This is a genomic window from Rhizobium sp. CRRU65, from assembly GCF_048551595.1.
In the GTDB taxonomy this organism is placed as follows: domain Bacteria; phylum Pseudomonadota; class Alphaproteobacteria; order Rhizobiales; family Rhizobiaceae; genus Rhizobium; species Rhizobium leguminosarum_J.
In genome coordinates this window covers 64,085-87,008 of record NZ_JBLYZH010000010.1, presented here as the reverse complement: position 1 = coordinate 87,008, position 22,924 = coordinate 64,085, and the positions used below count along the sequence as shown (strand labels likewise).

The 22,924-nt window shown below is 62.2% G+C and carries 16 protein-coding genes; 6 read left to right on the top strand and 10 right to left on the bottom strand.

Annotated features, from left to right (window positions below; all coding sequences use genetic code 11):
- Positions 1-139: 139 nt before the first annotated feature.
- A complete protein-coding gene (locus ACM5SV_RS20620; RefSeq protein ID WP_128438537.1) occupies positions 140-1,189 on the bottom strand; it encodes a bile acid:sodium symporter family protein in 1,050 nt (349 codons plus the stop codon).
- A gap of 45 nt (positions 1,190-1,234) precedes the next feature.
- Between ACM5SV_RS20620 and ACM5SV_RS20615 the strand changes: the two genes are divergently transcribed.
- Positions 1,235-2,089: a LysR family transcriptional regulator gene (locus tag ACM5SV_RS20615; protein WP_128438536.1), complete on the top strand. Its 855-nt coding sequence runs from the start codon at positions 1,235-1,237 to the stop codon at positions 2,087-2,089.
- 55 nt (positions 2,090-2,144) lie between these two features.
- On the opposite strand, the gene ACM5SV_RS20610 is transcribed toward ACM5SV_RS20615, so the two are convergent.
- Positions 2,145-3,197: a threonine aldolase family protein gene (locus ACM5SV_RS20610; protein WP_012758951.1), complete on the bottom strand. Its 1,053-nt coding sequence runs from the start codon at positions 3,195-3,197 to the stop codon at positions 2,145-2,147.
- Positions 3,198-3,736: 539 nt separating this feature from the next.
- On the opposite strand from ACM5SV_RS20610, the gene gltB reads away from it, so the two are divergent.
- The 3 genes from gltB to ACM5SV_RS20595 all read left to right on the top strand — a co-directional run bounded on the left by gltB (position 3,737) and on the right by ACM5SV_RS20595 (position 11,047).
- Positions 3,737-8,461 (top strand): glutamate synthase large subunit, encoded by a 4,725-nt coding sequence (gene gltB / locus ACM5SV_RS20605; protein WP_012758950.1) that lies wholly within the window; start codon positions 3,737-3,739, stop codon positions 8,459-8,461.
- A gap of 226 nt (positions 8,462-8,687) precedes the next feature.
- On the top strand, positions 8,688-10,142 hold the full coding sequence (locus ACM5SV_RS20600) for a glutamate synthase subunit beta (RefSeq protein ID WP_026157470.1): 1,455 nt from the start codon (positions 8,688-8,690) through the stop codon (positions 10,140-10,142).
- A 266-nt stretch (positions 10,143-10,408) separates the two neighbouring features.
- Entirely contained in the window at positions 10,409-11,047 is a 639-nt protein-coding gene (locus tag ACM5SV_RS20595) for a hypothetical protein (RefSeq protein WP_041935695.1), read from the top strand.
- Positions 11,048-11,081: 34 nt separating this feature from the next.
- Here ACM5SV_RS20595 and ACM5SV_RS20590 read toward each other — a convergent pair whose 3' ends face one another.
- On the bottom strand, positions 11,082-12,320 hold the full coding sequence (locus tag ACM5SV_RS20590; RefSeq protein WP_171815698.1) for an SGNH family hydrolase: 1,239 nt from the start codon (positions 12,318-12,320) through the stop codon (positions 11,082-11,084).
- Positions 12,321-12,479: 159 nt separating this feature from the next.
- Complete coding sequence (locus ACM5SV_RS20585; RefSeq protein WP_012758946.1) at positions 12,480-13,703, bottom strand: lytic murein transglycosylase; 1,224 nt, start codon at positions 13,701-13,703, stop codon at positions 12,480-12,482.
- Between the two features lie 205 nt (positions 13,704-13,908).
- Here ACM5SV_RS20585 and galU point away from each other — a divergent pair, with 205 nt between their 5' ends.
- Entirely contained in the window at positions 13,909-14,796 is an 888-nt protein-coding gene (galU, locus tag ACM5SV_RS20580; protein ID WP_012758945.1) for a UTP--glucose-1-phosphate uridylyltransferase GalU, read from the top strand.
- Positions 14,797-14,865: 69 nt separating this feature from the next.
- On the opposite strand, the gene ACM5SV_RS20575 is transcribed toward galU, so the two are convergent.
- On the bottom strand, positions 14,866-16,407 hold the full coding sequence (locus ACM5SV_RS20575; RefSeq protein WP_222014760.1) for an outer membrane beta-barrel protein: 1,542 nt from the start codon (positions 16,405-16,407) through the stop codon (positions 14,866-14,868).
- 159 nt (positions 16,408-16,566) lie between these two features.
- On the opposite strand from ACM5SV_RS20575, the gene ACM5SV_RS20570 reads away from it, so the two are divergent.
- Positions 16,567-17,562: a KpsF/GutQ family sugar-phosphate isomerase gene (locus ACM5SV_RS20570; protein ID WP_017995155.1), complete on the top strand. Its 996-nt coding sequence runs from the start codon at positions 16,567-16,569 to the stop codon at positions 17,560-17,562.
- A gap of 28 nt (positions 17,563-17,590) precedes the next feature.
- Here the strand turns inward: ACM5SV_RS20570 and ACM5SV_RS20565 are convergent, their stop codons facing one another.
- From ACM5SV_RS20565 to ACM5SV_RS20545, 5 genes are all read right to left on the bottom strand, one after another.
- A complete protein-coding gene (locus ACM5SV_RS20565; protein WP_222014759.1) occupies positions 17,591-18,046 on the bottom strand; it encodes an NfeD family protein in 456 nt (151 codons plus the stop codon).
- Between the two features lie 3 nt (positions 18,047-18,049).
- The gene (locus tag ACM5SV_RS20560) at positions 18,050-19,090 is read right to left on the bottom strand and encodes an SPFH domain-containing protein (RefSeq protein ID WP_012758941.1); all 1,041 of its coding nucleotides are present in this window, start codon (positions 19,088-19,090) and stop codon (positions 18,050-18,052) included.
- Between the two features lie 178 nt (positions 19,091-19,268).
- Positions 19,269-20,303 carry a ferrochelatase gene (gene hemH, locus ACM5SV_RS20555; RefSeq protein ID WP_041935574.1) on the bottom strand — a complete coding sequence of 345 codons (1,035 nt, stop codon included), beginning with the start codon at positions 20,301-20,303 and terminating at the stop codon, positions 19,269-19,271.
- Between the two features lie 124 nt (positions 20,304-20,427).
- Positions 20,428-22,401 carry a bifunctional metallophosphatase/5'-nucleotidase gene (locus ACM5SV_RS20550; protein WP_012758939.1) on the bottom strand — a complete coding sequence of 658 codons (1,974 nt, stop codon included), beginning with the start codon at positions 22,399-22,401 and terminating at the stop codon, positions 20,428-20,430.
- A gap of 173 nt (positions 22,402-22,574) precedes the next feature.
- Complete coding sequence (locus ACM5SV_RS20545; protein ID WP_012758938.1) at positions 22,575-22,895, bottom strand: hypothetical protein; 321 nt, start codon at positions 22,893-22,895, stop codon at positions 22,575-22,577.
- Positions 22,896-22,924 lie beyond the last annotated feature (29 nt).

Genomic DNA, 22,924 nt, shown 5'->3' with positions numbered 1-22,924 from the left:
AACGGCGCTCCATCGGGGCGCCGTTTTCTATTTCGGCTTAAAGCGCGTCGCGATCTTTCAGATTCGCTTCTCGCGCTTTCGCACTTTATTTACGCATGTCGTTATCGCAAAACCGCTGAACAGTTTTGCGCGACATGCTTCATGCCGGGCTGGTTGCCTCGTCGATTTCCTTGTCCGTTGCACGGCGGGCCGCGGCGGCGGCGTATTTCTGGGCGATGACGGCGCAGACCATCAGCTGGATCTGGTGGAACAGCATCAGCGGCAGCACGATCGCGCCGATCGACTGGCCGGCGAAGATGACGTTCGCCATCGGCACGCCGCTTGCGAGGCTCTTCTTCGAGCCGCAGAAGGTGATGGTGATCTGGTCGGCCTTGTTGAAGCCCAGCCAGCGGCTGCCGAACATCGTCAGCACCAGGACAATCGCCAGCAGGACCATGTCGGCGACGATGACGACTGCGATATCGGCAATCGAGAAGGTGTGCCACAGGCCCTCGACCACCGCCGTGCTGAAGGCGAGATAGACGACCATCAGGATCGAGCCGCGGTCGACAGGCATCAGGATCTTCTTCTTGGCGCGGATCCAGTCGCCGATCCAGGGCTGCAGGATCTGGCCGAGGATGAAGGGGGCAAGCAGCTGCAGCAGGATCTGCTGCAATGCGTCGAAGGAGAAGCCGCCATGGCCGCCGACGGAAAACAGCAGGCCGACGAGCAGTGGCGTCAGGAACATGCCGAAGATGTTGGATGCCGAGGCCGAGCAGATGGCGGCAGGCACGTTGCCGCCGGCCATCGAGGTAAAGGCGATCGACGACTGCACCGTCGATGGCAGCACGCAGAGGAAGAGGATGCCGAGATAGAGTGGCTGCGGCAGGATCGTGTCGGGGATCAGCCCGAGTGCCATCCCGAGCAACGGGAAGATGCCGAAGGTGGTCAGCAGGATGACGATATGCAGGCGCCAGTGCAGCAAGCCTGCGATGACCACGTCGCGCGACAGGCGGGCGCCATGCAGGAAGAACAGCAGCGCGATGGCAAGATCGGTGGCGATGCCGAAATAATCCGCGAATGTGCCGCTTGCCGGCAACACCGAGGCGAGGATGACGGTGCAGACGAGCAGGATGGTGAATGTATCGGGCAGAAAGCGGCGCATGACGATCTCGCGGCTTGATAAAACAGTCATTGTTCTGTCGTCCATTATGATCCAGGATGCAAGAAATAACAGTTATCGAGAAGCTGGATCATGTTAGACCTTTCGCAATTGCGCAGTTTCGTCGCCGTCGAGCAGATGGGCAGTTTCACGCTCGCCGCAGAAAGGCTCGGCCTTGGGCAGTCGACGGTCAGTCAGCACATCCAGCGGCTGGAGGCAGCACTCGGGCGCAGGCTGCTGGCGCGCGACACCCATAAGGTGATGTTGACCGGCGATGGCGAGGCGCTGCTGTCGCATGCGCGCGCCATGCTTTCGATCGAGGGACAGGTGCAGTCGCTGTTTAAGAATAACAGCCTGCGTGGCAGTCTGCGGCTCGGCGTGTCGGAGGATTTCGTCACTAGCCAGTTGCCGGCGGTGCTGGAGGATTTCGTTCGTTCGCACCCCTCGGTCGACCTGGAACTGACGGTGGCGCTGTCCGGTGTTCTTTACGAGATGCAGGACAATGGCGAGATCGATCTGGTGCTTGCCAAGCGCCGGCTCGGCGATGCGCGCGGAAAACTCGTCTATCGCGAGCCACTCGTCTGGCTGGCGCGTGATCCCGAGCGTGTGCTTGCCTCCGGCCCCCTGCCGCTGATCGCCTTTCCGCCGCCGAGCGTCACACGGGTGATCGCGCTCGAAGCACTCGGGCGAAACGCGGTGCCGTGGCGGATCGTCTGTACCTGCGGCAGCCTGAGCGGGTTGACGGCGGCGGCGCGGGCCGGGATGGGCGTGCTGGTGCAGCCGCGCAGCATGGCGCCGTCCGGTCTGAAGGAGATTGCGGTGGGAAAACTGCCGGTGCTGGAGGATGTGGAATTCGTGCTGGTGCCGCGCAAGGGCGCGGACCAGGCACTGGTCTCGGCACTGTCCGAGGATATTCTGCAAAAGGTGAGGGGATTGCGGTCGGCGTGAATCCTTGCCCGTTACCGAAAGGCCTGCCGGCCCGGCAACCCTTTCCGGCAGGCGATCAGGCGGCCAGGCACTTCAAGAAGCCATCGACATCCGCTTCGGTGGTCGCGAAGCTGGTGACGAGGCGGATCAGGGTTTCGCTTTCGGAAACGAGCTCGGGCGTTGCCGCCGGGACCGGCCATTCGTAAAACTTCGCGCCCTTTTCCTCCGCAATTTTCACGGCACTCTTGCTGACGACGGCAAAGACTTCGTTGGATGCGGTCGGCCAGGCGAGGCGGGCGGAGTTGCTCGTGCCGATGCCGGCGCGCAGCCGGTCGGCCATGCCGTTCGAATGGCGGGCGAGATCGAGCCAGAGGCCATCTTCGAAATAGGCATCGAACTGGGCGGCGATGAAACGCGACTTGGAGAAGAGCTGGGCAGCGCGTTTGCGGATGAAGGGCATTTCCCGGGCTCGATCCGGATTGAAGAAGACGATCGCTTCGGCACACCAGCAGCCGTTCTTGGTGCCGCCGAAGGACAGCATGTCGACGCCGCGCTTCCAGGTCATTTCGGCCGGGGTGGCGCCGAGTGCGACCAGGGCGTTGGCAAAGCGGGCACCATCCATGTGGAGCGGCAGATTGCGCTTCCTTGATATGGCGGCGATCTCGCCGATCTCCGGCAAGGAATAGACGGTGCCGATCTCGGTCGCCTGGGTGATGGTCACCGCGCTGGCGCGGCCATGATGGACGGCGTCCTCGGGAAAGCTTGCGATCTTCGCCGAAAGCTTCGCCGGATCGATCTTGCCGGCTTCGCCGTCAATGGCAACGAGACGGGCAGCGCCGGAGAAAAATTCCGGCGCGCCGCATTCATCCTCGATCACATGGGCCTCCGAATGGCAGAAGGTGATGCCGCCGGGCCGCTGGACGCTTGCCAGCGACAGGGAGTTGGCGGCCGTGCCGGTGGCGACGAAGAAAACCGAAACCTCGCGCTCGAAGATCTCGGAAAAACGGGCCTCGACCTTCCTGTCGAGATCGCCGGCGCCATAGGCGGCGGCAAAGCCGGTCGATTCCGTCAGCAGACGTTCGGCAATGGATTTGTGGGCGCCGGCCCAATTATCGGAAGCAAAGAACATGGGGGAAACCGTTGGAAAGGAAGGGGTTGGCAAAGTCCGCAGCGGACATTACGCCAAAGCTTCACAGGATCAAGGTTGTCGCCTGCGACACATCACGGAAATTGAACTACGCAATCAATAAACAAAATAACACGTCTCAGCGTAATTTTATTGCGCGATCGCCGCTACCCAGGCAATCTTCCGTCGCAAATTGACGTTTTTTAACGGAGCGCTCTTGCAGAGCCGAATGCTTTCTGGCATAGAACTGATGAATTAGGACAGTGTTGCTGTCCTATTTTGGCCTTTGTGACCGAAGAGACGCCGAAAGCCCTGGAACAGACCGGCTTTCACGCTATAGTTCTTCCGAGCGTCAAGCCTCAAGGGGCGCCGCGCGGAGGCGAATGGCAGGCGCGGAACGCGACGGTTTGCTTTCCTTAAAAGCAGATGTCTGCGGCCGATCTTCACAATGCAACAGCGCTGTCATGCGCCGAACCTATCTTCGGGTTGCGGCGCTGGACGAAAAGCCGCCCGCGGCTCCGCGGGCTTCGACAGGAGGAAAGATGATGACGAAGACGCCATCCATGGAAGTTGACCGGTTTGCTGCTGCTAATCTGCGCGCGACGGCCAATATGTCCAAATCCGCCTCCGGCCTGCCGAAGAAGCAGGGCCTCTACGATCCGCGCAACGAACATGATGCCTGCGGCGTCGGCTTCGTCGCCCATATGAAGGGCCAGAAGTCACACCAGATCGTCAAGGATGGCCTGTTCATCCTCGAGAACCTGACGCATCGCGGCGCCGTCGGCGCCGATCCGCTGATGGGTGACGGGGCCGGCATCCTGGTGCAGATCCCCGACCGTTTCTTCCGCGAGGAGATGGCCGAGCAGGGCATCACCCTGCCGCCGGTCGGCGAATATGGTGTCGGCCATATCTTCATGCCGCGCGATGAAAAGCAGATCGAGCACTTCAAGAAGGTGATCAAGGACGTCATCACCGAGGAAGGTCAGGTCTTCATCGGCTTCCGCGACGTGCCGGTCGACAATTCCTCGCTCTCCAAGGCGCCGGCCATTGCCGCAACCGAGCCGCATCATGTGCAGGTCTTCATCGGCGCCGGCGAGGATGCCGAAAACAACGACGAGTTCGAGCGCCGGCTGTTCACGCTGCGCAAGGTAATCTCCAACCGCATCTATGACGAGTTCGACGGCGAGGAGAGCAATTTCTATCCGGTGTCGCTGTCGTCGGCGACGGTGGTCTACAAGGGCATGTTCCTGGCCTATCAGGTCGGCGTCTATTACAAGGACCTGTCGGATCCGCGTTTCGAAAGCGCGGTCGCTCTGGTGCATCAGCGCTTCTCGACCAACACCTTCCCGTCGTGGAAGCTCGCACATCCCTACCGCATGGTTGCCCATAACGGCGAGATCAACACGCTGCGCGGCAACGTCAACTGGATGGCGGCGCGCCAGGCGTCGGTCTCCTCGCCGCTGTTTGGCGAGGACATCTCCAAGCTCTGGCCGATCTCCTACGAGGGACAGTCGGACACGGCCTGCTTCGACAATGCGCTCGAATTCCTGGTGCGCGGCGGTTATTCGATGGCGCATGCGGTAATGATGCTGATCCCGGAAGCCTGGGCCGGCAACCAGTCGATGGCCACCGAACGCAAGGCTTTCTACGAATATCATGCGGCGCTGATGGAGCCGTGGGACGGGCCGGCCGCGGTCGCCTTCACCGACGGCAAGCAGATCGGCGCGACGCTCGACCGCAACGGACTGCGGCCGGCGCGCTACCTCGTCACCAATGACGATCGCGTCATCATGGCGTCCGAAGCCGGCGTGCTGCCGGTTCCGGAAGAGATCATCATCCAGAAGTGGCGCCTGCAGCCGGGCAAGATGCTGCTGATCGACATGGAAGAAGGCCGTATCATCTCAGACGACGAGGTGAAGTCGCAACTGGCGACGGCCCATCCCTATCGCAGCTGGCTCAACCGCACGCAGCTCATCCTCGAAGACTTGAAGCCGGTGGAACCGCGGGCGCTGCGCCGCGACGTGTCGCTGCTCGACCGCCAGCAGGCCTTCGGCTACACGCTCGAGGATACCCGCATCCTGATGTCGCCGATGGCGACGACGGGCCAGGAGGCGATCGGTTCGATGGGCACGGATACGCCGATCTCGGCCATGTCGGAAAAGTCGAAGCTGCTCTACACCTATTTCAAGCAGAACTTCGCGCAGGTCACCAACCCGCCGATCGACCCGATCCGCGAGGAACTGGTGATGAGCCTGGTTTCCTTCATCGGGCCGCGGCCGAACATTCTCGACCATGAGGGCGCGGCCAACGCCAAGCGGCTCGAAGTGCGCCAGCCGATCCTGACCAATGGCGATCTCGAAAAGATCCGCTCGATCGGCCATACGGAAGACCGTTTCGACACCAAGACGCTCGATTTCACCTATGATATCGAGCGCGGCGCCGAAGGTATGCCCGAGATGCTCGACCGGCTCTGCGAGCGCGCGGAAGCGGCCGTCAAGGGCGGCTATAACATCATCGTGCTCTCCGACCGCCAGATCGGGCCGGACCGGATCGCGATTCCCGCATTGCTCGCTACAGCTGCCGTGCATCACCACCTGATCCGCAAGGGGCTTCGTACCTCGGTCGGTCTCGTCGTCGAGACCGGCGAACCGCGCGAGGTTCATCATTTCTGCCTACTCGCCGGCTACGGCGCCGAGGCGATCAACCCGTATCTCGCCTTCGACACGCTGCTCGACATGCATGCCAAGGGCGAATTCCCGAAGGAAGTGGATGCCACCGAAATCGTCTACCGCTACATCAAGGCGGTCGGCAAAGGCATCCTCAAGGTAATGTCGAAGATGGGTATCTCGACCTATCAGTCCTATTGCGGCGCACAGATCTTCGATGCGATCGGCCTGCAGTCGGAGTTCATCGACAAGTATTTCTTCGGAACCGCGACCATGATCGAAGGCGTTGGCCTCGAGGCAATCGCCGCTGAGACCGTCGCCCGCCACACCGCGGCCTTCGGCGCCGACCCGATCCTGGCGACGACGCTCGATATCGGCGGCGAGTATGCCTATCGCATGCGCGGCGAAAGCCATGCCTGGACGCCCGATGCGGTCGCCGCCCTTCAGCATGCCGTGCGCGGCAATGCCGAGGACCGTTACCAGGAATTCGCCGAGATGGTGAACAACTCGGCGCTGCGCATGAACACGATCCGCGGGCTCTTCAAGATGAAGAGCGCCGAGGCACTCGGCCGCACACCAGTATCGATCGACGAGGTCGAGCCGGCGGTCGATATCGTCAAGCGTTTCTCGACGGGGGCGATGTCCTTCGGCTCGATTTCCAGGGAGGCGCATACGACCCTGGCGATCGCCATGAACCGGATCGGCGGCAAGTCGAACACCGGTGAGGGCGGCGAGGAATCCGACCGCTATATGCCGCTGGCCGATGGTTCGATGAACCCGGAACGTTCGGCGATCAAGCAGATCGCCTCGGGCCGCTTCGGCGTCACCACCGAATATCTCGTCAATGCCGACGTGCTGCAGATCAAGGTCGCGCAAGGCGCCAAGCCTGGTGAAGGCGGCCAGCTGCCGGGTCACAAGGTTGACGCGACGGTTGCCAAGACCCGCCATTCGACACCGGGTGTCGGCCTCATTTCGCCGCCGCCGCATCACGACATCTATTCGATCGAAGATCTGGCGCAGCTGATCTACGATCTGAAGAACGTCAACCCGACCGCGGATGTCTCGGTCAAGCTGGTCTCGGAAGTCGGCGTCGGCACGGTCGCCGCCGGCGTCGCCAAGGCGCGCGCCGACCATATCACGGTCGCCGGCTTCGACGGCGGTACGGGTGCGTCGCCGCTGACGTCGCTCAAACATGCCGGCAGCCCTTGGGAAATCGGCCTTGCCGAGACTCAGCAGACGCTGGTGCTGAACGGCTTGCGTTCGCGCGTCGCCCTGCAGGTGGACGGCGGGCTGAAGACAGGCCGCGACGTCATCATCGGGGCGCTGCTTGGAGCCGACGAGTTCGGCTTTGCCACCGCGCCGCTGATTGCCGCCGGCTGCATCATGATGCGCAAGTGCCATCTCAACACCTGTCCTGTTGGTGTGGCGACCCAGGATCCGGTGCTGCGCAAGCGCTTCAAAGGCGCGCCGGAGCATGTCATCAACTATTTCTTCTTCGTCGCGAACGAGGTGCGCGAAATCCTCGCCTCGCTCGGCTTCACCCGGCTTGACGAGATCATCGGCGCCTCGGAGCTGCTGGAGAAGGACGAGATGCTGTCGCACTGGAAGGCCAAGGGCCTCGACTTCAGCCGCATCTTCCACAAGGTTGACGCTCCCAAGGAAGAGACCTTCTGGACGAGCCGGCAGAAGCACCCGATCGACGACATTCTCGACCGCGTGCTGATCGAACAGGCGCAGCCGGCACTGACGGCCAAGACACCCGTCGCCTTCGAGGTCGGCATCAAGAACGTCGACCGTTCGGTGGGCGCGATGCTTTCTGGCGAGGTCGCCAAGCGTTATCGCCATCGCGGTCTGAAGGAAGACACGATCAACGTGACACTTCGCGGCACCGCAGGTCAGAGCTTCGGCGCCTTCCTGGCGCGCGGCGTCACCTTCAACCTGATCGGCGACGGCAACGACTATGTCGGCAAGGGGCTTTCAGGCGGCAAGATCATCATCCGGCCGCCGGAGAATTCAAGGATCGTGGCCGAGGACTCCATCATCGTCGGCAACACCGTGCTTTATGGTGCGACCGAGGGCGAGTGCTATTTCCGCGGTGTGGCGGGCGAACGTTTCGCCGTGCGCAATTCGGGCGCGATCGCCATCGTCGAGGGTGTCGGCGACCATGGCTGCGAATACATGACCGGCGGCGTCGTCGTCGTGCTCGGCGCCACGGGCCGCAACTTTGCAGCCGGCATGTCCGGCGGTGTCGCCTACGTGCTCGATGAAACCGGTGATTTCGCCAGCCGCTGCAACATGGCAATGGTCGAGCTCGAGCCGGTGCCTGAGGAGGACGACATGCTGGAAAAGCTGCATCATCACGGCGGTGATCTCATGCACAAGGGACGCGTCGACGTCTCTGGCGACATGACGCGCCATGACGAGGAGCGCCTTTACCAGCTGATCTCCAACCATCTGCATTATACGGGCTCCGCCCGCGCCACTGAGATCCTCGACAACTGGGCCGACTACCGCCCGAAATTCCGCAAGGTCATGCCGGTTGAATACCGGCGTGCGCTCGAGGAAATGGAGCGCAGCCGGATGGGCATCGCGGCGGAATGAATTGCACCGGGACATCCGTCACCAGCTGACTGCAGGTGACGGGTGACGAAAATATCTCGATGACTTGTGACGATTACGCCGACGGCGAAAGCTGTTCAGATCGCCGGATGTCTTCCAGGGGATATGGTCCAATGACGGTCAAGACAAGCAACTTGCCCCGGGTACCGGGACTGACGATAGACAGATTGGCTGCGGTGAGGCGGTCATGAGGGTAAGGGACGAAGATATGGGTAAGGTAACAGGGTTTCTGGAAATCGACCGGCAGGTGGCGAAGTACCAGCCGGCGTCGGATCGTATCCGTCATTTCCGTGAGTTCACGATCCCGATGTCGGACCCGGAAGTGCAGAAACAGGCAGCCCGCTGCATGGACTGTGGCATCCCCTATTGCCACGGCCCGACCGGCTGTCCTGTTCACAACCAGATTCCCGATTGGAATGACCTCGTCTACAACAACAACTGGGAAGCGGCGATCCAGAACCTACACTCGACCAACAACTTTCCTGAGTTCACCGGTCGTGTCTGCCCGGCGCCCTGCGAGGAAGCCTGCACGTTGAATCTCGAGGATGCGCCGGTCGCCATCAAGACGGTCGAACAGGCAATTGCCGACAAGGCCTATGAACTCGGCTTCATCCGGCCGCAGCCGGCCACGGTCCATACCGGCAAGAAGGTTGCCGTCATCGGCTCCGGCCCCGCCGGCATGGCGGCCGCCCAGCAGCTCGGCCGCGCCGGCCACGAGGTGCATCTCTACGAGCGCGAGACCAAGCCGGGCGGACTGCTGCGTTACGGCATTCCCGATTTCAAGATGGAGAAGAACTTCATCGACCGCCGCGTCGAGCAGATGAAGGGTGAGGGCGTCACCTTCCATTGCGGCGTCAATATCGGCGTCGACGTCAAGGTCGAGCAGTTGCTCGCCGATCACGACGCCGTGCTTTACTGCGGCGGCTCCGAGACGCCGCGCGAGGCGGGCATTCCGGGCACCGACCTTGCGGGCGTGCATGATGCGATGCCCTATCTGGTGCAGCAGAACCGCCGGGTCGGGCGTGAAAACATCGACAGCGTCGGCTGGCCGTCGGATCCGATCCTTGCCGGCGCCAAACATATCGTCGTCGTCGGCGGCGGCGATACGGCTTCGGACTGCGTCGGCACGGCGTTCCGCCAGGGGGCCGTCAGGGTCACCCAGCTCGACATCCGGCCGCAGCCGCCGGAAAAGGAAGACAAACTTGCCGTCTGGCCCTTCTGGGCGACGAAGATGCGCACCTCCTCCTCGCAGGCCGAGGGCGCGGTGCGTGAATTCCAGGTGGCCACTCTTGAATTCGTCGGCGAAGACGGCGTGCTGACCGGCGTCAAGTGCTGTGAGGTCGACGAGCGCCGGCGGCCGGTTCCGGGCACGGAATTCGTCATCCGGGCCGATCTCGCCTTCATCGCCATCGGCTTCCGTGGCCCGTTCACCGGCAGCGTGCTGAAGGAGCTCGACGGCAAGCTGACGCTCAACACCGACAAGCGCGGCTCGACCAACGTCGTCGCCAACGACCGCGACTACAAGACTTCGATCGACAAGTTCTGGACGGCGGGTGACGTGCGCCGCGGCCAGTCGCTGGTGGTCTGGGCGATCCGTGAAGGCCGGCAGGCAGCGCGCGCCATCGACGAGGATCTAATGGGCTCGACCGTCCTGCCGAACTGACCGTCGGCTGCACACCCTCTCGAAGACACGAAACTCCGCCCCTCCGGCGGAGTTTTTTCTTGGCGCGCCGCGCTGTGGTGCGACCGCTTGACGCGGAGGCCTTGCGCCGCAAGCCTCAGGCAATGTCGGGAAGCGAGATTTTCGCCGGACGCGGGCTGAGAAGCAGCCAGCGGCGACCGAAGCGGAGGTGCCCCGCCGTTTTGGCCACAGCGCATTTCACCGTCGGCCGCGACGCAAGGCCGCGAATGATCGACAAGGATTTTCAAATGGTTTCCGCACTTGACAGCACGCGGCTGGTTTCGGCCCAATATGCCCTGAAAAACCTTCGCGGCTCCGACGACAGCGCGCAGGATATGCAGAGTTCGTCGGCCGCCAGCATTCTGAGCAGCTACGGGCTCGATCCGAGCTCTTCCTCGCTTCTTTCCAACCAGGCCCTTTCCGGGCTGCTCGATACGCTTTCGGCCCAAAGCGACACGTCTGATGAGTCCGACACAACGGGTGATGGCGCCGACGTCACCAGCGCCTCCTTCATGTCTATGCTGAAGCAGCAGCTGCAGGATGCGGCTGCGGCCGAGGGCGAGAGCGGCAAGGCCCATGACATGCTGGCCGCCCTCGAAGCGGGCACGCTGACCATCACCGATCCGACACAGGGCGTATCGATCAACGCCTGGGATGTCGCCGATGTCGACGAGGCGGACACGGAGAGCAAGGCCGGCCAGGATATCGATGTCAGCGGCTGGAGCGACTTCCTCGATGCGCATCTGGAGCGTGGCGCCAACGGCGCCTTCGTCAAGGAAAACGGCAGCTACGTCGACCAGACGAACGACAGCAATGCTTTTTTTGGCTTGATCGGCGCGAACTACTATTATCTGAGCTGGCCGCAGGCGACGGCGACGGCGAAGTAAACGGGACGAAGTGGAGGGCAGCCTCGCGCAGCCTTTATTTGACCGAGACTTCGGCCGGCGCCTTTGCGGCAGGCAGGCGGTAATCGTCAACGCGGCCGGGAGGTGCTGGCGTCATTTCGCCCTGCTCGACCAGCTGGTCGCGCGGCGACCGCGTCAAAGCCACAGGCGGCGGCCTGGCGCCGAGAAGCTCGGCGCCGCCGTCGAGATTGGGATCGGAGAGGCTGATCGGCACGGTATGTTCGACCGGATTGGCGGGAAGGCCGAGGCCGGGCAGATTGCTGGAGTCGAGGCGGACCAGATCCGGGCTCGCCTGGGTGCCGAGAAGACGCCGGGCCGGTTTTTCCACATAGAAGGCAAGCTTGCGCCGGCCAGCCTGAGTAAGGTTGATGCCATCGGAGGTGCGCAGGCGCACCTGCTGGCCGTTCACATCCGAACCGGTGACGATGAAGTTGCCGTTTTCGTCGACGAAACCATCCCAGATATCGACGAATTCACCGCCGACGCTTTCGACCTGGTTGCGGTAGAGCTGGTTCATCTGAACGGCATCGGCCGTCATCGAATCGGATTCGAAGGCGGGAAGACCGACCCAGAGCAGCGGGATCTTGCGGTCGGTGACCTCCTTGCCGAAGGAAAGCACGCGGCGGCGGTATTCGGTGAACCAGCCATCGGTGCGGAATTTTTCCTTGGCGGTGTCGGTCACCATCTGCTGGCGGTCGTTGGCACCGATCATGACGACGACCATTGCCGGCTTCAGCTCGTCGATCATCTTCGGCAGCTGTTCCGGCCAGTCATAATAATCGTCGCGGACAAGACCCGATGAGACGTTGCCGCGGGCTTCGACGACGACACCCGGCGAGGTCTCGAAGGCGGCCGTGAGGCCGTCGCCGAGGCCGCTGGCCAGAAAATCGCCGACGATCAGGATCTTTCGGGCGTCGCCAAGTTTCTGTACGGCCGGCTCCTCCTCGACGGGAGCGCGGACCGGCGGCGCAGTGCGGGTATTGACGATGGCTTTCTGCGCTGGCGGGCGTTTGCGCTGCTGGCGTCGCGGCTGCTGGACGTCAGGGGCCTGCGGGCCGTCGTCGAGATAGCGCCGGCCAAGGAAGAAATCGAAGATCGACCGGCGCTGATAGCGCTGCTCCTGGGCTTCGGCGACATGCACCGGCGCAGACACGCCAAGGCATAGCGAAGCCGCCGCCAAGGCGAGCACGAGCCAACGGATTTTACGGGTCCGATCAATTTTCTTCGTCATGGGCAGTTCCGCATCTGCCGGCATCTTGCACGCAGGGCAGGCCAGCGTCCACTCCCACTAATATCTAGGTCACGGTTCTGCCGCTTCCAATGCTGGTTCGCCGAAACCGTGCGCCAGGACGGGGCGACCTGCATGAGACAAAGACTTGAAGCGCCCTGCATGATTCCCGAACCGACGCAAACTCTAGCGACGAAGTGCGTTCAGAAGCGGCAGCGAGGGCTCGCCGTCCGGCTGCATGCCGATGCGAGACTGCACGGCTGATATCGCCGCCTTCGAACCCGAGCCGAAATTGCCGTCCACCTCGCCATTGTAATAGCCGAGCGTCTTGAGACGCGTCTGCAGCTCGAATTTCTCGGTGATGTCGAGTGCGCCGTTCGGGCGCGGCCAACGCTGCTGCATCCCGCCGTAGCCGGCGATCTGGTCGGCAAGCAGGCCGACGGCAAGCGCGTAGCTGTCCGAGGCATTGTAGTTCTTGATGGTGAAGAAGTTGGCGGTCATCAGGAAGCCTGGGCCGCCAGCTCCGGCCGGCATCTTCAGCATGGCCTTGGTGGCGCTCTCGCGGAAGGCCTTGCCGTTCGGGCGGGTCAGGCCGAGTGCCGCCCATTGGGCCAGTGTATGGGTCTTGCCGGCCTGCTTGGCGGCCGCTGCGGGAACGACGACCTCATAGCCCCAGGTCTTGCCGGTATCCCAGCCGTTCTTCATCAGGAGATTGGCCGAGGTCGCCAGTGCGTCGGGGATCGAGTTCCAGATATCGCGATGGCCGTTGCCGTCGGCATCGACAGCATAAAGCAGGTAGCTTGTCGGGATGAACTGGGTGTGGCCCATGGCGCCGGCCCAGGAGCCGGTCATCTTGCGTGCCGGCACATCGCCGTTCTGCAGGATCTTCAGCGCGGCGACCAACTGCTTCTTGGCGAATTTGGCGCGGCTCGGATCGGCATAGGCAAGCGTGGCCAGGGCGCGCGGCACGTAGTGCAGCCGGTCGTCCTTGTCGAGAACCGCGCCGTAATTCGATTCCATCGACCAGATGGCCAGCAAAATGGTCTTGTCGACGCCGAAACGCTGCTCGATCGCAGCGAGCGTCCTTGCGTGTTTGGCGGCCATCTCGCGGCCGATTTTGACCGTATAGGGGTTGACGCGGGAATCGACATAGTCCCAGATCTTCGAGGTGAATTCCGGCTGGTAGGCCGCCTTTTCGAGCACGGTCGGATCGGGCTCGCTCACCCCGGAAAAGGCCTTTTGATAGGTTGCCTTACTGATGCCACTCTGAGCGGCAGTCTGGTAAAAATCCGCGATCCATTTCTGGAAGCGGGAATCAGCTTTCGCGTTGTCGGGGACCAGTGCCACCTGGGCAGCGACAATGAGGGCGAGAGCAAGACCACGAAGGGAGTTTTTGTGATTCTGGGTCATCGACAGTCGTATCCGTCATCTTCAGTTTCTGGTGCAGCGGGGCATCATTTCCGCCCAGACCCGAGACTACAGGAACGGAGTCAACAAATTCTTTACCATGGCGATCCGCTGCGGTCACCATTTGCAAAACAGTAGCAATTCTATACTAGTTAAAGCTAAAAAAACTCCATTTCCAAAGCGATATGATCGAAGCAGGAGGCCGGGTGTGGCTCAACACAACAAAGTTCGTAAAGCAGTATTTCCGGTTGCCGGGTTGGGAACGCGATTCCTTCCGGCGACAAAGGCTGTTCCGAAGGAAATGTTGACCGTCGTCGACAAGCCAATCATTCAATATGTCGTCGACGAGGCGATCGAAGCCGGGATCGAACATCTGGTCTTCGTCACCGGACGCAACAAGCACGTCATCGAAGATTATTTCGACATTCATTTCGAGCTGGAACAGACGCTGCGCGAGCGCGCCAAGAAGGCGGAAATTACCCTTCTCGCCCAGCAATTGCCGAAGGCCGGCACGGTGAGCTTCACTCGTCAGCAGGAGCCTCTCGGCCTCGGCCACGCCGTGTGGTGCGCCCGCGAGATCGTCGGCGACGAGCCCTTCGCACTGCTGCTGCCCGATATGATCATGAAGGGCGACAAGGGCTGCATGAAGGGCATGATCGACCTCTATGCCCAGAGCGGCGGCAATATCATCGCCGTCGAGGAATGCGCGCCGGACCAGGCGCATAAATACGGCATCGTCGGCGTCGGCGAGGCGATCGGCGACGGCTTTCGCATCACCGGAATGGTGGAAAAGCCTGCCAAGGGGACGGCGCCTTCCAACTTCTTCATCAACGGCCGCTATATCCTGCAGCCGGAGATCTTCAAGATCCTCGAAACCCAGGAGCGCGGCGCCGGCAACGAGATCCAGCTCACCGACGGCATGCTGAAGCTGCTGAAGGAACAGGATTTCGCCGGTTACCACTTCCGCGGCGCGACTTACGACTGCGGCGCCAAGGACGGCTTCATCCTGGCAAACGTCGCCTTCGCCCTCGAACGCGACGATATCCGCCCCTCCGTCGAAGGCGGCTTCAGGGAATTGCTTGCGGGCCTGAAATAAGTCGTAGATTCAATGTGATAGAGCGCCGCGTGTCCTAAGGGATACGCGGCGCTCTATTTTCCGACATTCTTAGCGTTTCAGCTTGAGACCGACGCCGGCTCGCCATTGCTGCGAGTCGCTGCCTTCCTTGCGCGTCGTCAACTCGTAGCCGAGCGTGCTGGTCAGATCGAGATAGCGGTTGATGTTCCAGGTCAGGCCGGTCGCGGCGGTATAGACGAGCTCGTCGTTGATGGTGCTGTCCGTGGGATAATCGCGCCATATCACCCCGCCGATCATCGTCCCGACCAGGTTGTCGCGCAGCTGGTGGGTGACCGTCGTCGTCAGCGCGTGTGAGACGTAGCCGCTTTCGCCTGCCGTGGTCGAGGGTTGGATGCTCGTCTGCAGGTCGAGATTGACATCGGTGCCGCGGATCGGCGACCAGAGCAGGCTCGCATCGAGCGTGGCGGTATCGATCGAGGACAGGCGGCTGTCTTCGAAATCTGCCATCTCGTAGCCGACGCCGACTTCACCCTTCAGCTTTTCACCGAGATCGACCTCGACGCCTGCCTTGGCGCCATAGCTATGGCCGGAGCGCTCGTAACCGGCGGAGTCGCGGGTTTCGTCATAGACCGAACGGCCGATCGTCGCCTCGATGAAGGGGATGAGCGCGGGAGACAGTTCGTAGCCGACGCGGCCGCGCAGCGTGCCCGTCGTCTGGTTACGGCCGCTGAGGGCGACGGTGGTGCCGTTGGCAAGTTTGGCATCCGAATAGATCGAGCGGGTCAGTGCCAGTGCCGTCGTGCCGCGCAGGATGCCGAAATCGCGTTGGACGGAGGCGCCGGCCGAAAATTCCTGCACGTCCGACTGTTGCGCGGCGTCGGCGATGGCGTCGGGATCGTCCGTATCCTCACGGTAGAAATTATAACCGGCGGTGAGGTGCGCGGTCGTATCGTCGGGAAGATCCAGCCTGAGATCGCCGTTGACTTTAAAGGAAGGCTGCTCCTCGCCCTCGCCGCTGATATTCCTCTGCCAGGCGCCTTCCGAGGTGACGGTCAGTTGGTGCCGGCCCCAGTCGGAAGTCAGTGTCGCTGCCGCATCCGTTTCGAGAAAGGCGCGCCGTTGCCTGGTATTGCCGTCCTTGGTGGTCTCCGTATTGATGCTCTGGGTGACGCTCGGGCGGAGCACGAAAGTGCCGATCGGAATTCCTGGCGTTTCCTCCGTCGAGGCGCTCTCGGCAGCCCTGCGGCGCGGCAGCGTCTCATCGCTCGGCGCCTCGCGGGTGTTCAGCCGGCGTATGTCCTCGTCGAGGATGGAGCCGGTAATGTCGTCGCCGGCTTGTGTATCCGGTATGGCCGGCCGCTGCTGGGCATCGTCCGCGTTCGCGGTCGCGCCGTTTGCCGCAGGAGTGGCGTTATCGCTGGTCTCGTCATCGAAACCGGCGGCGGATGCGGCATTGTTAGTGGCGCGGTTATCCTGGGAGGCAGCGGAGCGGCCGGTTGCCGGCTGCGACGAGGCGGACTGCGCGAACGCTGCCGTCTGGCTGAGAAGCAGGCCACCCAGCACGGCAAAGGAGACGGCACGGCTCATGGCGCGGAGCGGCGTCACACTGCTCGTCTGTTTTGGCTGGCCCATGCAATTCGCGCCTGACATGCTTTCGGTTCTTACCCAAAGGTAAAGCCTTGTGGTTAACCATTCGTTGCCGGCGGCGGGCGCTGTTCACATTTCGGAAAGAGTGCGGGTCGGAAAGAGCGCGGGGTGGACTTGGAAAGTGAAAAGGTCTAACGCAACTTCATGAACAGAAGAGCGATCAACCTCGTTGAAAACAGCGTGCTCGAATCGGCAAAACGCACGATAGAGACCGAAAGACGCGGTCTTGAAGCGCTCGAACAGGCTTTTGACAATGGCTTGGCCGGTCCTTTCACACGGGCGGTCGAAGTGATCGGCGACATCTCCGGGCGCGTCATCGTCACCGGCGTCGGCAAGAGCGGGCATATCGGCGCCAAGCTCGCGGCGACATTCGCTTCGACCGGAACGCCTGCCTTTTTCGTGCATGCGGCGGAGGCCAATCACGGCGATCTCGGCATGATCGCGCGCGACGACGTCGTGCTGGCGATTTCCAAAGGTGGCGAAAGCGCCGAGCTCAAGAGCATCATTTCCTTCACGCGGCGCTTCTCCATTCCGCTGATCGCGATCACCTGCAGCGAAGGCTCCTCGCTCGCCGCCGCCGCCGATATCGTCCTTCTGATGCCGAATGAACAGGAGGCCTGCCCCAATGGGCTGGCGCCGACGACCTCGACGCTGATGCAGCTTGCCATCGGCGACGCGCTGGCGGTGGCGCTCCTGGAGGCGCGCGGCTTTACCGCCACGGATTTCCACGTCTTCCATCCGGGCGGCAAGCTGGGCGCGAGCCTGATGCATGTCGCCGATGTCATGCATACCGGCGAGCGGCTGCCGCTCGTTGCCAAGGGTACACCGATGCCGGAGGCGATCACGGTGCTGTCGCGCAAGCACTTCGGCTGCGTCGGCGTGCTTGATGAGGATGGGCGGCTCTGCGGCATCGTCACCGAAGGCGACATGGCGCGCAACCTGACGCGCAATCTTGCCGAGCTTACCGTCGACGACATCATGACGCGGACGCCGAAGACGGTGAAGCCGACGGTGCTGGCGACCGCGGCCCTGGCGCTGCTCAACCAGCATCATATCGGCGCGCTGATCGTCATCGACGACGACCGCCGGCCGGTCGGGCTGGTGCATTTCCACGACCTGCTGCGGATCGGCGTCGCCTGATCAGGTTCGTTTGTTCAGAGTTATTTGATCAGACCGGCTCGACCGTCAGGTCGCGGCCGTTGCTCGAAACCACTTTCACCTGTGTTCCGACGGGCAGGTCGGGTCCCATCACCTGCCATAGCGTATCGTCGAGACGGATGCGGCCGCGGCCTTCGCGGATCGGTTCGTGCAGTGTTGCGGTGCGGCCGACGAGGCTGGCGCCGCGCTGATTGAGAAAGGGCTCGTCGGTCGTGGCATTGCGCAGTGTCAGCCGGCGGCCGGCGAAGGTCGCGGCAACGGCGAAAAGCGCAAAAAGGATTGCCTGCAACTCCCAGACCCAGAGGGCGCTGTCCCAGAAAAGCAGCGACAGCGCGCCGACGATCAAGGCGGCAAGGCCAATCCAAACCAGGAAGAAGCCGGGAACGATCATTTCCGCGGCGAGCAGCACGAGGCCCGCGACCCACCAGCTCCACGGACCGAGTTCGGCGACGATCTTCGCCAGCATGGCTTAACGCTCCTGCTCGGGATTGAAGGGATTGGGGGTCGATGGATTGATCGGCGGTGTCGAGCGCGCCGGTGCGGGACGTGGACGCGGCGGCACAGGCAGCGGCGTTGACGGGCCGTTACCGGCATCGCCGAAGACTTCGCGGGCAATGGCGCCGATACCACCGAGCGAGCTCAGGATGGAAGAGGCTTCCATTGGCATCATCACGATCTTGGAATTGGGCGCCGAACCGATCGAGGTGAGCGCCTCGGTATATTTCTGAGCGACGAAATAGTTGATCGCCTGAATATCGCCGGCGGCGATCGCTTCCGAAACCATCTTCGTCGCCTTGGCTTCGGCCTCGGCCAGTCGTTCGCGGGCTTCGGCGTTGCGGAAGGCAGCCTCGCGCTGGCCTTCGGCCTGCAGGATGGCGGATTGCTTTGCGCCTTCGGCCCTCAGAATCTGCGCATTGCGCGAGCCTTCGGCCTCCAGTACCTGGGCGCGCTTCTCGCGCTCGGCCTTCATCTGGCGGGCCATCGCATCGACGAGGTCGCGCGGCGGCTGAATGTCCTTGATCTCGACGCGGGTGACCTTGATGCCCCAGGGATGCACGGCTTCGTCGACGACGCGCAACAGCCGGTCGTTGATCGCATCGCGGTTGGAGAGCAGTTCGTCGAGATCCATCGAACCCATGACCGAGCGGATGTTGGTCATGGTGAGATTGAGGATGGCGTTTTCGAGGTTGGAGACCTGATAGGCAGCCTGGGCGGCGTTCAGCACCTGATAGAAGGAGACCGCATCGGCCGAAACCGAGGCATTATCCTTGGTGATCACCTCCTGGGTCGGCACGTTCAGCACCTGCTCCATCACATTCAACTTGGCGCCGACGCGCTCGATGAAGGGGGTGATGAGGTTGAGGCCTGGCTCCAGCGTGCGGGTATAACGCCCGAAGCGCTCGATCGTATAGCGGTAGCCCTGCGGCACGGTCTTGATCCCGGCAAAGAGCACCAGGATGACGAAGATGACCAGCACGATCACGACGATGTCGAAGCCGCCGAACAGCATGAAAAATTCCTCCTATCGGCGCATTCGCGCCCACCTACACCACTGATGTGGTGAGTTAGCATGTTCTTTGCGAGGAGGAAATGACGCACGCCTGCCGCACCTTCCAAGCGAAAGGAGGGTAAGGTCCGTCGGGTCGTCGCCTACTATCCGTGCGGCGTAATTTTCTGAAGATGGTTTCCTAGATCCAGCCCTGCAATTCGCGGCGGACGACCTTTTCCAGCACCTTCATGCCGTCCTCGCCATCGTTGAGGCAGGGGATATGCGCGAACTTCTCGCCGCCGTTTTCGTGGAAGGAGTGGGCGGCCTGTTCGGCGATCTCCTCCAGCGTCTCCAGACAGTCGGAGACGAAGCCGGGATTGATGACGGCGATGCGTTTGACGCCGTCCTTGGCGAGCTTCTCCACCGTCTTGTCGGTGTAAGGCTGCAGCCATTCCTCCGGCCCGAAGCGGGACTGGAAGGTCACCATGAAGTTTTCTTTGGTGAGCCCGAGCCGCTCGCGCAGCAGCCGGCCGGTCTTCTGGCATTGACAGTAGTAGGGATCGCCCTGCTTGAAATAGGACATCGGTATGCCGTGGAAGGAGGCGAGCAGCATCTCGGGCTTCCAGTCGAGGGTCGAAAGATGCCTCTCGACGGATGTGGCGAGCGCTTCGATATAAGTCTCGTCGTCATGATAGGCGGGAACGGTGCGTAGCGCCGGCTGCCAGCGCATCGAGAGCAGCTTCTGGAAGGCCTTGTCGTTGACGGTGGCGGTCGTCGCCGCCGCATATTGCGGATAGAGCGGGAAGAGCACAATCCGGTCGCAGCCTTCTTCTTTCAGCGCGTCGATGCGCGAGGCGATCGACGGCGTGCCGTAGCGCATCGCCCAGTCTACCTTGACGTTATCAAGATCCTTCAGGCGCTCGGCTATCAGTTCCGACTGGTTGCGGGTGTAGGTGCGCAGATAACTTTCGTTCTTCTCCTTGTTCCAGATCAGCTCATAGGCCTTACCGACCTTCTGCGGGCGGGTGTTGAGCACGATGCCGAACAGGATCGGATACCACTTCCAGGGCGACCATTCGATGACGCGGCGATCGGTCAGGAATTCCCTGAGATAGCGGCGCATCGAGGTATAATCAGTGCCGTCAGGCGTGCCGAGATTGACCAGCAGCACACCGACCTTACCAAATTTGACGGCCGGATGATCGGCCGGGCGGAGTGAAATATCTGCTGTCATTCTGGCCCCAACGTTCATTTGTCCCGTCGGCTCATACGCAGCCTGGAGATCGTGGTTCACCCTATAGAAAGAAAAGCCGGCCCGGGAAACCCCGGACCGGCCAGTGGCATCGAGACAAATCGTCTTACTTGGCGGGGACTTCGATCTCCTTGCCGACCGTCAAGTGCCGCGGGTTCGGCTTGCCATTGGCATCCGAAAGCTTCCGCCACAGCGTGCCGTCGCCATAGAAGGTCACGGCGAGATCCCAGAAGGTGTCGCCCGCGGCGATGACGTGGGTGGAAGGCGTCGTCGCGGCAGGTGTGGAGGCTGCCGGTGCGGGTGCCGGTTCCGCAGTGGGTGCAGGAGCCGGTGCTGTTGGGGCCGGGGCAGCAGGTGCGGGAGCCGGCTCGGTGGATGGAGCAGGAGCAGCCGGTGCAGGGCTGGGTTCGGTAGATGGGGTCGGAGCAGCAGGTGCGGCAGGCGCCGACTCGGAAGCGGAGGGTGCAGGCGCTGCCTGCGCCAGTTCCGTGACGCGGCCATCCGTGTAGGGCTTGTAGGGTGAATGCGCGGCGACGTATTCGGCCGTCACGTCGGCAAGATCCGGGCCGAAATCATAGGCGTTCTGGCCTTCCTTGAAGATCGTATAGCCGTCGCCGCCGCCCCGCATGAAGTTGTTGGTGGCGACCTTGTAGGTCTTAGCCGGGTCGATCGGAGCGAAATTGTCGCCGTCCTTCACCTGAACGTCGCTGACACGGCTGTCGACGGGCTTCGACTGGTCGAAGGAGAACTTCAGGCCGGCGACCTGCGGGAAGCGGCCGGCGCCCTGGTCGATCTGGCTGACGCCGTTTTCGAGCGCCTTGACGACGTTTGCGCCGGTCAGCTCAAACGTAGCGAGCGTGTTCTGGAAAGGCAGGACGGTGATGACCTCGCCCTGGGTGATCTCGCCGCCGTCGATCGACGCACGCAGGCCGCCGCCGTTCTGAACGGCAATGGTGACGCCCTGGTTTTTAGTGCGATCGAGCATGGCGTCTGCCACCAGATTGCCCATCGAGCATTCCTTGACGCGGCAGACCTTGCGGTCGCCTTCGATCGGGCTTTCGGAAGAGCCGATCACCTTTTTGCGCAGGTCCTCGATCGGTTTTGCCAGTTCGGCGATACGGGTGAGGACGGCCGGATCGGGGGTGAAGGTGGAATCGATCACGATCGGATCGCCCTTGGCATCCTTGACGACGCCGCTATCGTCGAAATTGACGACGAGATCGCCGAGATACTTGCTGTAGGAGGCAGCCTGGACGACCGGCACCTTGTAGCCGCCGGGATTGTCGACCATCGTCGGATACGGACCTTCAGCCTTGGGGTCGGTATTGGAGAGCAGGCTGTGGGAGTGGCCTCCGACGACGACATCGACATCGGGGATCTTGGCGATCAGGGCGAGATCGCGGGGATAACCGACATGGGTCAGCGCGATGATCTTGTTGACGCCCTGACCCTTCAGATCCTGAACGGCTGAAGTAATGCTCTGGACGTCATCTGCGATCGTGACGTTCGGGCCGGGGGAGGAAAGCTCTGCCGTATCATTGGTGACGGCGCCGACGATGCCGATCTTCTGGCCGCCGACATCGAGCACCAGCGAGGGCTTGATGCGGTCGCCGAGCTTGGAGGCTGCGGTCGCCTTGACGTTCGCCGTCACGACAGGGAACTGCACCTTGTCAAGGAAGGTCGCGAGCCCGTCTTCGCTGTCGTCGAATTCATGGTTGCCGACGGTCATGGCGTCGAACTTCATCAGGTTCAGGAATTCGGCTTCGGCTGCCCCCTTGTAGGTCGTGTAGAAGAGCGAGCCCTGGAAATTGTCGCCGGCATTGAGGAGGAGGACGTTCTTGCCGGATAGCGCCTGACGGCGCTGGTCGATCGCGGTCTTCAGGCGGGCCGCACCACCGAAGCATTCCTTCTTGCCTTCCTCCTCGGCCGAGCAGGTGGAGTCGAATTTGTTGATCGATTCGATGCGCGAATGGAAATCGTTGATATGAAGAATATTGAGTTCGTAATCCGCAAAGGCGGCGCCCGCGCTCAGCGCTAGCATGGACGCGGTCAAAAGACCGAAGCTGAAAGACTTCGTCATCCCTGTTCTCCTGATTGAGGCGAAAGATCCCCCTGATCCTCGCCGATCCCTTTTATCGTGCGCCGGGGCGGTTTCCCGGCCTGCGGATGTTCCATCAGACGATGCACGACCGCAAGAGAAAGCTGGGCCAGGCGGGACGCTTTCCAAGGGGGCAGGGGAAAAAAGCCGAGTTCCTATCCCAGGCATTCGCCGTCGGCGGCGTTTCGATAGAGTTCGTGCACGGCCTCGGCAATATTCGGAACCGTGGCGAGCGCGATGATCAAGCAGAGAACGGAAACGAGGCGATGAAAGCGCCGGCCGGCCCGATAGGCAAGGAGCGCGCCTGCGCCATAGATCAGGACGGCAGGCACTGCGAAGATCAGCACCTGCAGCGGCCCGTCGCAATCGGGAGCGGCGATGCCCTGGGCACGATAGACATTGGCCGGCGAAACGACCGCAAGTGCCGCAAGCGGCATGGCGAGCAGCAGGACGAGATAAGAGGCGAGGGCCCGCATGGTGTGCTTAGTCTAGCCTATCGCCGCAT